At 69.9% G+C, this 13,476-nt stretch carries 10 protein-coding genes; 1 reads left to right on the top strand and 9 read right to left on the bottom strand.

All coding sequences use genetic code 11. The annotated features are described in order from the left end of the window. Positions 1-4 precede the first annotated feature (4 nt). A complete protein-coding gene (mobA, locus tag AC0IY1_RS09855; RefSeq protein ID WP_471769217.1) occupies positions 5-625 on the top strand; it encodes a molybdenum cofactor guanylyltransferase MobA in 621 nt (206 codons plus the stop codon). Positions 626-629: 4 nt separating this feature from the next. Here the strand turns inward: mobA and AC0IY1_RS09850 are convergent, their stop codons facing one another. The 9 genes from AC0IY1_RS09850 to AC0IY1_RS09810 all read right to left on the bottom strand — a co-directional run bounded on the left by AC0IY1_RS09850 (position 630) and on the right by AC0IY1_RS09810 (position 12,934). Further along, on the bottom strand, positions 630-1,532 hold the full coding sequence (locus AC0IY1_RS09850; protein ID WP_471769215.1) for an EamA family transporter: 903 nt from the start codon (positions 1,530-1,532) through the stop codon (positions 630-632). A 118-nt stretch (positions 1,533-1,650) separates the two neighbouring features. Next, entirely contained in the window at positions 1,651-2,109 is a 459-nt protein-coding gene (locus tag AC0IY1_RS09845; RefSeq protein ID WP_055950543.1) for a peptidylprolyl isomerase, read from the bottom strand. 4 nt (positions 2,110-2,113) lie between these two features. Beyond that, on the bottom strand, positions 2,114-2,572 hold the full coding sequence (locus AC0IY1_RS09840) for a hypothetical protein (protein ID WP_471769213.1): 459 nt from the start codon (positions 2,570-2,572) through the stop codon (positions 2,114-2,116). Between the two features lies 1 nt (position 2,573). Next, positions 2,574-3,119, bottom strand: coding sequence for a peptidylprolyl isomerase (locus AC0IY1_RS09835; RefSeq protein WP_055950670.1), 546 nt, complete (start codon positions 3,117-3,119; stop codon positions 2,574-2,576). Between the two features lie 51 nt (positions 3,120-3,170). Further along, positions 3,171-3,671, bottom strand: a complete 501-nt coding sequence (gene coaD / locus AC0IY1_RS09830; RefSeq protein ID WP_055950541.1) for a pantetheine-phosphate adenylyltransferase — start codon at positions 3,669-3,671, stop codon at positions 3,171-3,173. A 120-nt stretch (positions 3,672-3,791) separates the two neighbouring features. After that, positions 3,792-6,536 (bottom strand): DNA gyrase subunit A, encoded by a 2,745-nt coding sequence (gyrA, locus tag AC0IY1_RS09825; protein ID WP_471769211.1) that lies wholly within the window; start codon positions 6,534-6,536, stop codon positions 3,792-3,794. A 231-nt stretch (positions 6,537-6,767) separates the two neighbouring features. Beyond that, a complete protein-coding gene (locus AC0IY1_RS09820) occupies positions 6,768-8,330 on the bottom strand; it encodes an efflux transporter outer membrane subunit (RefSeq protein ID WP_471769209.1) in 1,563 nt (520 codons plus the stop codon). 101 nt (positions 8,331-8,431) lie between these two features. After that, positions 8,432-11,593: an efflux RND transporter permease subunit gene (locus AC0IY1_RS09815; RefSeq protein WP_471769207.1), complete on the bottom strand. Its 3,162-nt coding sequence runs from the start codon at positions 11,591-11,593 to the stop codon at positions 8,432-8,434. Positions 11,594-11,650: 57 nt separating this feature from the next. Beyond that, positions 11,651-12,934, bottom strand: coding sequence for an efflux RND transporter periplasmic adaptor subunit (locus tag AC0IY1_RS09810; RefSeq protein WP_471769206.1), 1,284 nt, complete (start codon positions 12,932-12,934; stop codon positions 11,651-11,653). Positions 12,935-13,476 lie beyond the last annotated feature (542 nt).

The following is a 13,476-nucleotide window of genomic DNA, read 5'->3' as shown; positions in this document are numbered from 1 at the left end:
CCCAATGGCGCCGGTGCTGGGCGTGATCCTCGCCGGCGGGCTGGCGCGCCGCATGGGCGGGGGCGACAAGCCCCTGCGGACGCTCGGCGGCCGCACCTTGCTCGACCGTGTGCTCGCCCGCTTCGCACCCCAGTGCGGGGCCGGCGTCATCCTCAACGCCAACGGCGATCCGGGCCGCTTCCCGAATTTCCCGGGCATGATCGTGCCCGATGGCGTGCCGGACAATCCGGGCCCGCTGGCCGGCATTCTCGCGGGGCTGGAGCACGCGGCGGCCCATCATCCGGGCACGCGCCACGTCGCCAGCGTCTCCGGCGACGCGCCGTTCCTGCCCCACGATCTCGTCGCCCGTCTCGTCGAAGCGGCCGGGCGGGAGGGCACCATCGCCATGGCGGCGTCGGGTGGGCGCGAGCACTTCACGGTGGCGCTCTGGCCGGTAGCTCTGCGGGCGGACCTGCGCGAGGCCCTGGTCACGCGCGGCGAGCGCCGGGTCGGCGCCTTCCTGAGGCGCCACGGTGCGGTGGCGGTGTCCTGGCCGGTGGAGCCCTCCGACCCCTTCGCCAACATCAACGCGCCGGAGGACCTGGCGGCCGCCGAGGCCCGCCTCGCCGGGACCGACGACCCCTGACGCCTCAGGTCGGGGCGCTCCCGACCGCTGCGCGGGCACGCCAGCGCGGGTAGAGGAGCCCCAAGCCGAGGCCGCCGAGGACCAGGCCGGCGGCGCCGAGCTTCCAGGCCGGCAGCGGTTCGCCGAGCCAGAAGGCCGAAGCCCCCATGCCGAAGACCGGCACCAGCAGGGCCATCGGGGTGATCTGGGCGGCGGGGTGGCGCGCGAGCAGCCGGCCCCAGATGGCATAGCCGAACATCGTGTTGCCGACGGACTGCCACACCACCGCGCCCCAGGTCGTCAAGTCGGCCCGCAGGAGCCCGTCGCGGATGGCCTCCCAGCCTTCGAGGAGGAACGAGGCGGCGAGCAGCGGCGGCGCCGAGAACAGGCTCGCCCAGATGACGTAGGGCAGCATGGCCCGCGCCCCGCTGCGCTTGGCCGCCATGTTTCCGCCGGCCCAGCTCGCGGCGGCGCAGACCACCAGCCCGAGGCCGAAGGGTGTCGTCGCGGCGTCGGTGTGGGCGGCGATGACGGCGAGGCCGGCGGCGGCGAGACCGAGGGCTGCCCATTGATGGCCGGGCACGCGCTCTCCCGTCAGCCGCATCGACAGGCCGATGGTGAAGAAGACCTGGACCTGGATCACCAGGGAGGCGAGGCCGGGGGCGATGTGGCCGCGCAGGGCGATGAAGAGCAGGCCGAACTGTCCGGCCCCGATCAGCAGGCCGTAGGCGGCGAGGTTGCGCCAAGGGACCGCCGGGCGGGCCAGAACGAACACGCCCGGCAGTGCCGCCAGCACGAAGCGCAGGGCGGCGAACAACAGCGGCGGCAGGTGGTCGAGCCCGATCCGGATCACGACGAAGTTCGTGCCCCAGACCGCCACCACCGCGAGGGCAAGGAGGATGTCGCGAAGCGGAAGGGTGCCGGTCATGGGCCGCCATGTCCCAGTTGGCGCGCGCCCTGCCAAGCCGTGGCGGGCCCTGAAACGAAAGAAGTGTCCGCACCTTCGCGCGGACACTTCCCTCTGAACCCGGATGGTGCGGGCCGGATCAGGCGGCGCCGACGGTCGCCTTGACGATCTTGTCGGGGGAGCGCGGCGGCTCGCCCTTGTTCAGGGTGTCGACCACGTCCATGCCTTCCACGACCTTGCCCCAGACGGTGTACTGCTTGTCGAGGAAGCGGGCATCGCCGAAGCAGATGAAGAACTGCGAGTTGGCCGAGTGCGGGAAGTTGGTGCGCGCCATCGAGCAGGTGCCGCGCACGTGCGGCTCGGCGTTGAACTCGGCATTGAGGTCGGGCAGGTCGGAGCCGCCCGAGCCGGTGCCGGTCGGGTCGCCGGTCTGGGCCATGAAGCCGTCGATCACGCGGTGGAACGGGACGCCGTCGTAGAAGCCCTGGGCGGCGAGCGTCTTCAGGCGCTCGACATGGTTGGGGGCGAGGTCGGGGCGAAGCCCGATCACGACGCGGCCCTTGGTGGTCTCCAGGATGATGGTCTCGGTCTCTGCCATGGGTCTAGACTCCTTTTCCCTTGGGTCCTTGGTAGATGAAGTGGAGCGCGATGGCCGCGCCGAGGGCGGGGGTGATCCGGGCCGGGGTGCAGTGCCGGATCGCCGCCAGGGTCGCATCCAACAGGATGCGGTGGGCGCGGGTGTCTGAATGCTGCGCCGAGAAGGTGACGCGCGGTGTCCCGATGATGCTGCCGTCCCGCCGAAGCGCGAAGCGGGTGGTGATCTCGGCCCGGGCCGAGGGGGACAGGCCCCGGGGAACCTCCCAGCACGCCGCGAGGGTGGGATAGAGGTCCCGCAGCGTATCGGCCGGGCTTGCGCCGTCGGCCAGGCCGCTCAGCGGGACCTGCACGGTGCCGCGCAGGGTTTCGGGTAGGGTCAGCGGGCCCGTGAAGGGCGCCGCCCGCGCGGGGAGCCCCACGGCGACGAGCGCCGCGAGAGCTCCCAGGTGGGCGCCGCCCCGCAAACTACTTGGCTCCCTGCGCCATCTGCATCTTGACGATCTTGTCGGGGTTCTGCACCGCCCCACCCGCCGCGCCGGGGGCCGCCTTCTTGATCGCGTCCACGGCTTCCATGCCCGAGGAGACGAGGCCGACCACGGTGTACTGCCCGTTGAGGAAGGGCGCGTCCCCGAGGCAGATGAAGAACTGCGAATTGGCGGAGTTCGGGTCGGACGACCGGGCCATGCCGACCGTGCCGCGGCGGAACGGTGCCTGCGAGAACTCGGCCGGGATGTTCGGCAGGCTGGAGCCGCCGGTGCCGTTGCCCTTCGGGTCGCCGGTCTGGGCCATGAAGCCGTCCATCACCCGGTGGAACTTGAGGCCGTTGTAGAAGCCCTGCTTGATCAGGGTCTTGAGCTGGGCCACGTGCTTCGGGGCGATCTCCGGGCGCAGCTCGATGGTGACGCGGCCATCCTTGGTGTCGAGGTACACCGTGTTGTCGTCCACCGCCCAGGCTGCGGGTGCCGTCGCGAGGAGGCCGGCGACGGCGAGGAGGGCGATGCGGCGATTCAGTCCAAAGGCCATGGGGTCAGCATGCTTTCGTTGGTCGTGGCGAAGGAGGGCTCAGGCCGCCCGGAAGCGCTGCGCGAGGCGCGTCGCCACCAGGGGCGGCACGAAGGGCGAGACGTCGCCGCCCATGGCGGCGATCTGGCGGACGAGGGTGGCAGTGATCGGCCGGACGCCGGTGGAGGCGGGCAGGAACACGGTCTGCACCTCCGGCGCCATGGCGCCGTTCATGCCGGCGAGTTGCATCTCGTAATCGAGGTCGGTGCCGTCGCGCAGGCCTCGGATGAAGACGCTGGCCCCCACCCGCCGCGCCGCGGTCACCGCGAGGTCGTCGAAGGTCACGATCGTCAGCGCCGTGCCCTCGGCCTCGGCCAGGGGCGTACAGGTGGCGCGCAGGAGCTCCGCCCGCTCCTCGGGCGAGAACATCGGCGCCTTGCCGGGATGCACGCCGATGGCGATGACGAGGGTCTGCACGAGCCGGCACGCCTGACGGATGACGTCGAGGTGTCCGTTCGTGACCGGGTCGAACGAGCCGGCGTAGAGGGCGGTGCGGATCATCGCGGCCCGGGGTAGAGCATTTCCACCCGAAACGGAACCTCCGGTCCCGACACGAAAACGGGCTAACTCCACGCCCGGCGATACGGACGGCCCCGGGGCCGTCCGCTTGAGGGGGTGCGATCAGCCCTGAACGGCCTCGTCGCCGGCTTCGCTCTCGTCCTCGCCCTCGATGTGCTCGACGGACACGACCTTCTCGGTCTTCTCCGTGTTGAACACCGTCACGCCCTGCGAGGCACGGCCGACGATGCGGATGTCGTCCACCGGAACGCGGATGAGCTGCCCGCCATCGGTGACCAGCATGATCTGGTCGGACGGCTGGACCGGGAAGGAGGCCACGAGGCTGCCGTTGCGGGCATTGACCCGCATCGCCGTGATGCCTTTGCCGCCGCGGCCGGACGTCCGGTACTCGTAGGACGAGGTCCGCTTGCCGAAGCCGCGCTCGGAGAGCGTGAGGACGAACTGCTCGGCGGCGCCCATCTCGTTGTAGCGGTCCAGGGAGATGGCGCTGGCCTCGGCCACGCCCTCCTCCGCCTCGGGGCTCGCCGTCTCCTCGCCCTCGACCCCGTCGCCGATCACGGCGCGGCGCATCTTGAGGTAGCCCGCCCGCTCCTCGGGCGAGGCGTCGAAGGCGTTGAGGATCGTCATCGAGATGACGCGGTCGTCCTTGCCCAGGCTGATGCCGCGCACGCCGGTGGAATCGCGACCCTTGAAGACCCGGACGTCCTCGACGGGGAAGCGGATGCACTGGCCGGCCTGCGTGGTGAGCAGCACGTTCTGGTCGGCGCGGCAGATCTCCACGTGGACGATGTGGTCACCCGCATCGAGCTTCATGGCGATCTTGCCGGCGCGGTTCACCTGGACGAAGTCCGAGAGCTTGTTCCGGCGCACGCTGCCGCTCGCCGTGGCGAACATCACGTCGAGGGTCTCCCAGGAGGCCTCGTCCTCGGGCAGCGGCATGATGGTGGTGATGCGCTCGGTGCCGGCATCCATCGACAGGATGTTGACCAGGGCCTTGCCGCGGGCGTTCGGCGCCGCCATCGGCAGGCGCCAGACCTTCTCCTTGTAGACCTGGCCCTGGTTCGAGAAGAACAGCACCGGCGTGTGGGTGTTGGCCACGAACAGGCGGGTGACGAAATCCTCGTCGCGGGTCGACATGCCGGAGCGGCCCTTGCCGCCGCGGCGCTGGGCCCGGTAGGTCGAGAGCGGCACGCGCTTGACGTAGCCCGCATGGGACACGGTGACGACCATGTCCTCGCGCTGGATCAGGTCCTCGTCCTCGACGTTCGAATCCCAGTCGAGGATCACGGTGCGGCGCGGGGTGGCGTAGGCCTCGCGGACCTCCGCGAACTCGTCCTTGACGATGCCCATGATGCGCAGGCGCGAGCGCAGGATGTCGAGGTAGTCGGCGATCTCGTCGGCGAGCTTCTTCAGCTCGTCGCCGATCTCGTCGCGACCCAGGGCCGTGAGGCGCTGCAGGCGCAGGTCCAGGATGGCGCGGGCCTGCACCTCGGAGAGACGGTAGGTGCCGTCCTCGGCGACCCGGTGGCGCGGATCGTCCACCAGGGCGATGAGCGGCGCGATGTCGTGGGCCGGCCAGTCGCGGTCCATCAGCGCCTCGCGGGCGGTGTTGGGATCGGGCGAGGTCCGGATCAGGCGGATCACCTCGTCGATGTTGGCCACTGCGATGGCGAGGCCGCACAGGACGTGGGCGCGCTCGCGGGCCTTGTTGAGGAGGAACTTGGTCCGCCGGGACACCACCTCCTCGCGGAAGTCCACGAAGGCCTGGAGCAGGTCCTTGAGGTTCATCAGCTCCGGGCGGCCGCCGTTCAGCGCCACCATGTTGCAGCCGAAGGACGATTGCAGGGGCGTGAAGCGGTAGAGCTGGTTCAGCACCACGTCCGCCATGGCGTCGCGCTTGATCTCGACGACGATGCGCATGCCGTCGCGGTCGGATTCGTCGCGCAGGTCGGAGATGCCCTCGACGCGCTTCTCCTTCACCAGCTCGGCGATCTTCTCCATGAGCGTCGCCTTGTTCACCTGATACGGGATCTCGGTGAAGATCAGCGCCTCGCGCTCCTTGCGCAGCTCCTCGGTGTGGGACTTCGCCCGCATGATGATCGAGCCGCGGCCCGTGGCGTAGGCCTGGCGGGTGCCGGCGCGGCCGAGGATCGAGCCGCCGGTGGGGAAGTCGGGACCGGGCACGTACTCGGTGAGCTGCTCGATCGACAGGCCGGGATCGTCGATGAGGGCGACGCAGGCGTCGATCAGCTCGCCGAGATTGTGCGGCGGGATGTTGGTGGCCATGCCGACGGCGATGCCGCCGGCGCCGTTGACGAGGAGGTTGGGGAAGCGCGCCGGCAGGACGGTCGGCTCCTCGCGCGACTCGTCGTAGTTCGGCTGGAAGTCGACGGTGTTCTTGTCGATGTCGGCGAGCAGCGCGTTGGCCGGCTTGGCGAGGCGCGATTCGGTGTAGCGCATGGCGGCCGGCGGATCGCCGTCCACCGAGCCGAAATTGCCCTGCCCGTCGATGAGCATGAGCCGCATCGAGAAGTCCTGCGCCATGCGGACCAAGGCGTCGTAGATCGATTGGTCGCCGTGCGGGTGGTAGAGACCGATCACGTCGCCGACGATGCGGGCCGACTTGACGTATTTGCGCTCGGGCAGGTGCCCGCTCTCGTAGGCCGAGTAGAGGATGCGCCGGTGCACCGGCTTGAGGCCGTCGCGCGCGTCCGGAAGCGCCCGGCTCACGATCACGCTCATGGCGTAATCGAGGTAGGAACGCTTCATCTCGTCGGTGATGGAGACGGGCTTGATGTCGGAGGCGGGCGGCGGCGCGCCGGCGCCCGGAATGTCGTTCTCTGCCAAGGTCTTCGGTCTCTACCTGTCCGGGGGCCGGAGCGTCGGCGGCAAGGATGGGGGCCGCCCGCTCACGGCGTTGTCGCGCGCGTCTCCGGCGGCTGAGCCGGACCGTGCGGTGTTCTGCCCAAAGCTATAGCGCATCTCGTCGGCCCAGGCCAACAAATCGCGGCTTAACCCCCTGGTAACGAACGGTTTGCGCGAGCCGCTCCCGGGCGCCGGGGCACGCCGACCCCGTCCCTAGAGGAACTTCGCCGGATCGGTGCTCGGCGGGGCCGGCTTCACATCGGCGCGGTTCCACCAGCCGCCGCCGAGGGCCTGAAACAGGGCGGCGGTGTCGGCATACTGGTTGGCGCGCGCGCCCGCCGAGGTCACCAGGGCCGAGAGGTACGATTGCTGCGCGATCAGCACCTGCGTGCTGTTCAGGGCCCCGGCCGCGTATTGCTTGCGGATGAGGCCGAGGCTCTCGTTGGTGGCCCGCTCGGCGGCCGAGGCCGCCGCCACCGCCCTGGCGTCGGACTGGAGCGCCCGCAGGGTGTCGGCGACGTTCTGGAAGGCGCCGATCACCACGGCCCGGTACTGCGCCTGGGCCTCGTTGAGCGTCTCCTCCGCGGCGCGCTGGCGCCGGAACAGGGTCCCGGCGTCGAAGATCGGCTGCGCCACGGTGCCGACGATGCCGTAGAACGAGGCGGCCGAGGTCGCGAGCTGCGCGATCCGCACCGCGCTGGCACCGCCATTGGCGGTGATGTTGAACTGCGGCAGGCGATTGGCCACCGCGACCCCCACCGCCGCGCTGGCCTGCTGGACGCTGGCCTCCGCCGCCTTCACGTCCGGGCGCTGCTGCACGAGGCGCGAGGGCAGGCTCACCGGCAGGTTGGTGGGCAGGCGCAGGGAGGCCAGGGTGAAGGTGGGCGCGATCTCCTCGCTCGGCAGGCGCCCGACCAGGGCGGTCAGCAGGTTGCGCTGCTGGGCGAGCTGCTTCTCCAGGGGCGGCAGCAGCTGCATCGAGACCGAGAGGGCGGCCTGCTGCACCACCACGTCGGCCCCGGCGATCTGCCCGAGGGCGAGCTGCTTGTTGTAGAGGTTGAGGACCTCGGTCTGGGCCTGGATCACCTTGCGGGTGGCGTCGATCTGGGCGCGCAGCGACGCCTCCTGGATCGCCGCCAGGACGACGTTCGTCGTCAGCGTCAGGTAGGTCGCCTCGAGCTGGAAGCGCTGGTTCTCGGCCTGGGCCTCGAGGGACTCGATCTGGCGCCGGTTGCCGCCGAACACGTCGGGCGTGAACGAGACCGTCACCTGCGGCGTGTAGAGGCTGTAGAACAGCTGCCGGGTGTCGTTGAGCGGCCCCTGCAGGGCACCGCCGGGCGCCTTCTGGCGCGAGCCGAGGCCGTTGGCGCTCACCACCGGGAACAGCGTGCCCCTCTGCGCCTCGACGTTCTCCTGCGCGATCCGCAGGGAGGCCTGCGCGGCATCGAGGTTCGGGTTGTTGGCGAGCGCCTCCGCCACCAGGCGGTCGAGGGCTGGGGAGCGGAACAGGGTCCACCACTGACCCGGCACGTCGGCCCCGGAGACGAAGGTCTGGTCGGCCGAGCCGCCATGGGCGGTGCGGATGGTGTCGGTGGCGGTCGGGTTGCGCAGGGGCTCGCGGGTGTAGCGGATGGCCGGCGGATCGGTCGGCGGTACGTAGTCGGGGCCGACGACGCAGCCGCCGAGGCCGGTGACTGCCAGGGCGAGCAGGCTCGCGCGGAGGACGCGCGCTTGGCTCCGGCCGGCGGGCGCCGCGATCGGGGAGGATGCCGCCATGGTGCCAAGGAATCCTGTCGTCGTCCCGGGCCGTAGAGGCGCCGGGCCGGGATCGAAGTCAACGCGGCCGGCGGCGTGCGCGCGGAGCTGTGACCGGTCCATCATGCGTGCTCCGCCTGGGCCGCCGCCCGGGCGGCCGCTTGCGACGGGATCGCGGCCGGCACCCGCCGGGAGAACAGCGCAATCAGGATCGGGACCACCACGAGGATCAGGTTCGGCGCGAGCAGGATGCCTCCCACCACCACCAGGGCGAGCGGCTTCTGCACCTGCGAGCCGATGCCGGTGGAGATCGCGGCCGGCAGCAGGCCGACGCAGGCGGCGACGCAGGTCATCATCACCGGGCGCATGCGCACGTTGGCGGCGTGCCACACCGCCTCGGTCCGGGCCCAGCCCTCGTCGATGAGCTGGTTGTAGTAGGAGAGCAGGATCACGCCCTCCATGGTCGAGATGCCGAACAGGGCGATGAACCCGATCGCCGCCGAGATCGAGAACGGCGTCATCGTCAGGAACAGCGCGAAGATGCCGCCGATCATCGCCATCGGGATCACGCTCAGCGTCAGCACCATGTCGGTGACAGAGCTGAAATTGACGTAGAGCAGCAGGGCGATCAGCGCGATCGTCACCGGGACCACGATGGTCAGGCGCTGCACGGCATCCTGCAGGTTGGTGAACTGCCCCACCCATTCGAGGTGGAACCCAGGCGGCAGGGTCACCTCCTCGGCGATGCGGCCTTGTGCCTCGAGCACCGCGCCGCCGAGGTCGCGCCCGCGCACCGAGAACTTGACCGGGATGTAGCGCTCCTGGTTCTCGCGGTAGATGAAGGCCGCGCCGGAGACGAGCTCCACGGTGGCGATCTCCGAGAGCGGCACCTGGATCACGCCGCCGGCGGGGTTGGCCGCCCCGACGGTGATGTTGCGGATGGTCTCCAGGCTGCGGCGGTACTGTGGCGCGAGGCGCACCCGCATGGGGAAGTGCCGGTCCGAACCGTACTCGTAGAGGTCGCCCGCCGTCTGGCCGCCGATCGCCGCCTGGACGGTGGTGTTCACGTCGCCCGGCGACAGGCCGTAGCGTGCGGCCTTGCGCCGGTCGATGTCGATCCGCACCGTGGGCTGTCCGAGGGAGGCGAAGACCGCGAGGTCGGCGATGCCCGGCACCCTCGCCAGGGTGGCCTTGATCGCTTCCGCGGTCTTGGTCAGGTCGTTGAGGTCGTTCCCGTAGATCTTGACCGAGTTCTCGCCCTTCACGCCGGAGGCGGCCTCCTGGACGTTGTCCTCGATATACTGGGAGAAGTTGAACTCGATGCCCGGGAAGGCCTCGTCGAGCTTGGCCGAGAGGTCGCTGACCAGCCCCTCCTTGTCGAGGCCCTTGCGCCAGGTGTCGAAGGGCTTGAGCGGCGCCAGGATCTCCACGTTGAAGAAGCCGGTGGCATCGGTCCCGTCGTCCGGGCGGCCCTGGTGCGAGAGCACCGTGACCACCTCCGGCACCTCGGCGATGATCTTGCGCAGGCGCTCCACGTAGGCGTTGCCGGCCTCCAGGGAGATCGAGGCCGGCATGGTGCCGCGAATGTAGAGGTTTCCCTCCTCCAGCTTGGGCAGGAATTCGAGGCCGAGGGTGCGGGCGGCGATGCCCGAGACGCCGAGCACCGCGGCGACCACGAGGAGCGACAGCACCTTGTTGCGCAGGCCGAAGCGCAGGATCAGCACGTGGCCGAAGCGCAGGAGCCGCACCACCAGGGTGTCGCGCTCCTCCACGTGCTTGGGCAGGATCAGGGCCGAGAGGGCGGGCGAGACCGTGAAGGTGGCGATGAGGCCGCCGAGCAGCGCGTAGGCGTAGGTCTTGGCCATCGGGCCGAAGATGTGTCCCTCGACGCCCGTCAGGGTGAAGAGCGGCAGGAAGCCCACGATGATGATCGTGGCCGAGAAGAAGATCGCCCGGTTCACCTCCGCACCCGCGATGGCGATCGTGCCGAGGCGCCCGGCCAGGCCCCCCGGTGGCGCCTGGCCCGCGCCGTGTTCCGGTTCGGCGAGGTGCCGGAACACGTTCTCGACCATGATCACGGTGGCGTCGACGATGAGGCCGAAATCGATGGCGCCGAGGGAGAGGAGGTTCGCCGAGTCGCCGCGCAGGACCAGGATCAGGATGGCGAAGCCCAGCGCGAAGGGGATCGTCGCCGCCACGATGATCGCGCTGCGCAGGCTCCCGAGGAACAGCCACTGCACCACGAAGACCAGCGTCACGCCGAAGACGAGGTTGTGCATCACCGTGTGGGTGGTGGTGTGGATGAGCCCGCTGCGGTCGTAGATGCGCTCCACCCGCACGTCCGGGGGCAGGATGCCGCTGGCGTTGATCTTGTCGATCTCGGCATTGACGAGGCGCAGGGTCGGCAGGCTCTCGCCGTCGCGGCTCATCAGCACGATGCCCTCGACGATGTCGTTGTCGCCGTCATGGCCGACGATGCCGAGGCGTGGCGCGTGCGAGACCCGCACCTCGGCGATATCGCGCACCAGCACCGGCACGCCGTTGACCTGGGTCAGCATCGTGTCGCGGATGTCGTCCATGTCGCGGATGAGGCCGATGCCGCGCACCACCGCCGATTGCTCGCCCACGTTCAGGGTCTGGCCGCCGACGTTGATGCTCGAATTGTTGAGCGCGGTGACGAGCTGGACCAGGGTCATGCCCTGGGCCTGGAGGCGGTTCAGGTCGACGGCGATCTCGTATTCCTTGGTCCGGCCGCCGAAGGCGGTCACGTCGACCACGCCGGGAATCGCCTTGAACCGGCGCTGCAGCACCCAGTCCTGCAGGGTCTTCAGGTCGGTGGAGGAGTAGCCCGGCGGCCCCGTCACCTTGTAGCGCATGATCTCGCCGACCGGGCTGGTGGGCGAGATCTGCGGCTGGGCGCCGTTGGGCAGGGGCGGCAGCTGCGACAGGCGGTTGAGCACCCGCTGCAGGGCCTCCTGGTAGGTGAAGGCGTAGCTGAACTGCACCTTCACGTCGGAGAGGCCGAACAGCGAGATGGTGCGCACCACGGTCGCATTGGGGATGCCGGCGAGCTGCACCTCCAGGGGAATCGTGATGTAGCGCTCGATTTCGTCGGCCGATTGCCCGGGATTCTGCGTGATGACGTCGACCAGCGGCGGCACCGGATCGGGATAGGCCTCGATGTTGAGCTGGGTGTAGCTGGCATAGCCGAGCGCCAGCATCACCAGGAACAGCAGGCAGACCAGCACGCGCTGGCGCAGGGCGAAGACGATCAGGCTGTTCATGGCAGAGTGCTTCCGGCCGAGGCCCGAGGACGAGAAAGGGGCCCCAGGCCCGACGGGTCAGGACGCCTTGTCACCGCTCGTCGCCCGATCCATGAACACGGCGCCGCGCGTGACGATCGCTTCCCCCGCCGCGATGCCGGCGGTGACCTGCACCATCCCACGGGCGGCCAGGCCCAGGGTGACGTCGCGGGCCTCGATGGCCCCATCGGGCCGCGCGATCCAGACATGCGCCCGCGCGCCCTCGTACACGATGGCGGCGGCGGGCACGGCGGGCGCCGTCTGCCCCGGCCCGGTGAAGATCGTGAAGGTGGCGAACATCTCGGGCTTCAGGACCTGGTCCGGGTTCTCCACCTCGCTGCGCACCGCCAGGCGCCGCGTCGCCGGGTCGAGGCTCGCGGACAGGTAGTTGACCCGTGCCTTGAAGATGCGATCCCCGAAGCCCGCCACCGTCGCCTCGACCTCCTGGCCGATCCGGATTCGCGGGATCTCGCTCTCGCGCACGTTGGCGACCAGCCAGACCGTGGAGAGGTCGCCGATGACGAAGACCGGGTCGCTGGCGGTGGAGAGGTACTGACCCAGGCCGACCTTGCGCTGGACGATGGTGCCGGCGATGGGTGCCCGGATCTGGGTCTCGGGGCTGAGGGTGCCCTTCTTCTCGAAGGCCGCGATCTCCGCGTCGGTCTTTCCGAGAAGGCGCAGGCGGTTCTTGACCGCCTCCAGGCCCGCCTCGGCGGTCTTCAGGTCGCTCTGCGCCCCGATGACGTCGTTCTGGGCCGACTGGTAGTCCTTGAGCGCCACGGCCTTGGCCTGGAACAGCTCCTGCTGGCGCGTCGCGATGGTCTGGTCGAGCTTCAGCAGCGCGGTCGCCTTGGCGAGGGTGTTGAGGGCGGTCTGGTAGTCGTTCTGGGCCTGGACCATGTCCGTGGCCTCGAGGGTGAGGAGCACGTCGCCGGCCTTCACCTCGTCGCCGGCACGGACCAGCACCTTGGTCACCCGGCCGGCATAGGGCGAGGTCACCGGCACGTTGTCGTCCTCGTTGAGGGCGATGCGGCCCTCGGCCGTCCCTTCCGGCCGGAAGCTGACCGCGGTGATCGGAACGATGTTCAGGGCTGCGCGCTGGGCCGGGCTCGGCCGGAAGAGCCGGCCCGGCCCGCCCGCGCGGGGATCGCCACCCGCGGCGGTCTCGGCCTCGCTCGTCCCGAGGCGCTCACGAATCGCCGCACTCAGCCCCGTAACGACGCTCATGACCGGTGCGGGCCAGAGACTAACGGCGACCACCACGCAGATCAGCAATCCGAGGGGCGCGAGAATGGTCGCGATCGTGCGCTTTGTCCCGGTCATGTGCCGCAGAAGTGCTTTCGGGTTGGCCGCTGGTGGTCAGGTTGGAGGCGTGCGGGTGGCCCGGACGACCTGATCGGGCGATCCGGATGCTGAGGATTGCGGTAGGCTGTGTTCAGGAATACGGGTCTCGCCAAATCAAAGTCCGTCCCGTCCGAAGATCGGACAGGTCGAGGGCTCCGGCCGCGACTGTCTTAGCCAAGTCGCGTCCTGTTTGTGTGACGCCATTCGTGGCAAATTTCAGATTGGAGTCGGGCGCCCGCGTCGACGATCGTCTCGATGTCCCTCTCGCTGGCTGGCCTGCCACAGGTGGGCGGTCACGCCTGGGGGCGCCCTGCACCGCAGGGAGTGAGGGGGCCAAGCTTGAGCACGAGTCAATCCGCCGAGGACGCAACGTCACGGGTCACCACGGTCATACCCTCATGGGGCACAGGGCGACTGACGATTTCGTGTTCGTGGGGTGTGCCGAGGCGCGGGCGCGTCACACGATCACCGGGCAGAGGCCGGCATCCGGGCGCAGGCCCGGCCCGTCATCATCGGTCAGG

The sequence above is a fragment of the Methylobacterium sp. AC690 genome, from assembly GCF_979256535.1.
Note: the sequence above shows the minus strand (reverse complement) of the source record. Positions and strands in the feature narration are given on the sequence as shown.

Excerpts from the sequence above, each read along its gene's own strand:
- mobA (WP_471769217.1), top strand. The coding sequence starts at position 5 with ATGGCGCCGGTGCTGGGCGTGATCCTCGCCGGCGGGCTGGCGCGCCGC.
- AC0IY1_RS09850 (WP_471769215.1), bottom strand. The coding sequence starts at position 1,532 with ATGACCGGCACCCTTCCGCTTCGCGACATCCTCCTTGCCCTCGCGGTG.
- AC0IY1_RS09845 (WP_055950543.1), bottom strand. The coding sequence starts at position 2,109 with ATGGCAGAGACCGAGACCATCATCCTGGAGACCACCAAGGGCCGCGTC.
- coaD (WP_055950541.1), bottom strand. The coding sequence starts at position 3,671 with ATGATCCGCACCGCCCTCTACGCCGGCTCGTTCGACCCGGTCACGAAC.
- AC0IY1_RS09820 (WP_471769209.1), bottom strand. The coding sequence starts at position 8,330 with ATGGCGGCATCCTCCCCGATCGCGGCGCCCGCCGGCCGGAGCCAAGCG.
- AC0IY1_RS09815 (WP_471769207.1), bottom strand. The coding sequence starts at position 11,593 with ATGAACAGCCTGATCGTCTTCGCCCTGCGCCAGCGCGTGCTGGTCTGC.
- AC0IY1_RS09810 (WP_471769206.1), bottom strand. The coding sequence starts at position 12,934 with ATGACCGGGACAAAGCGCACGATCGCGACCATTCTCGCGCCCCTCGGA.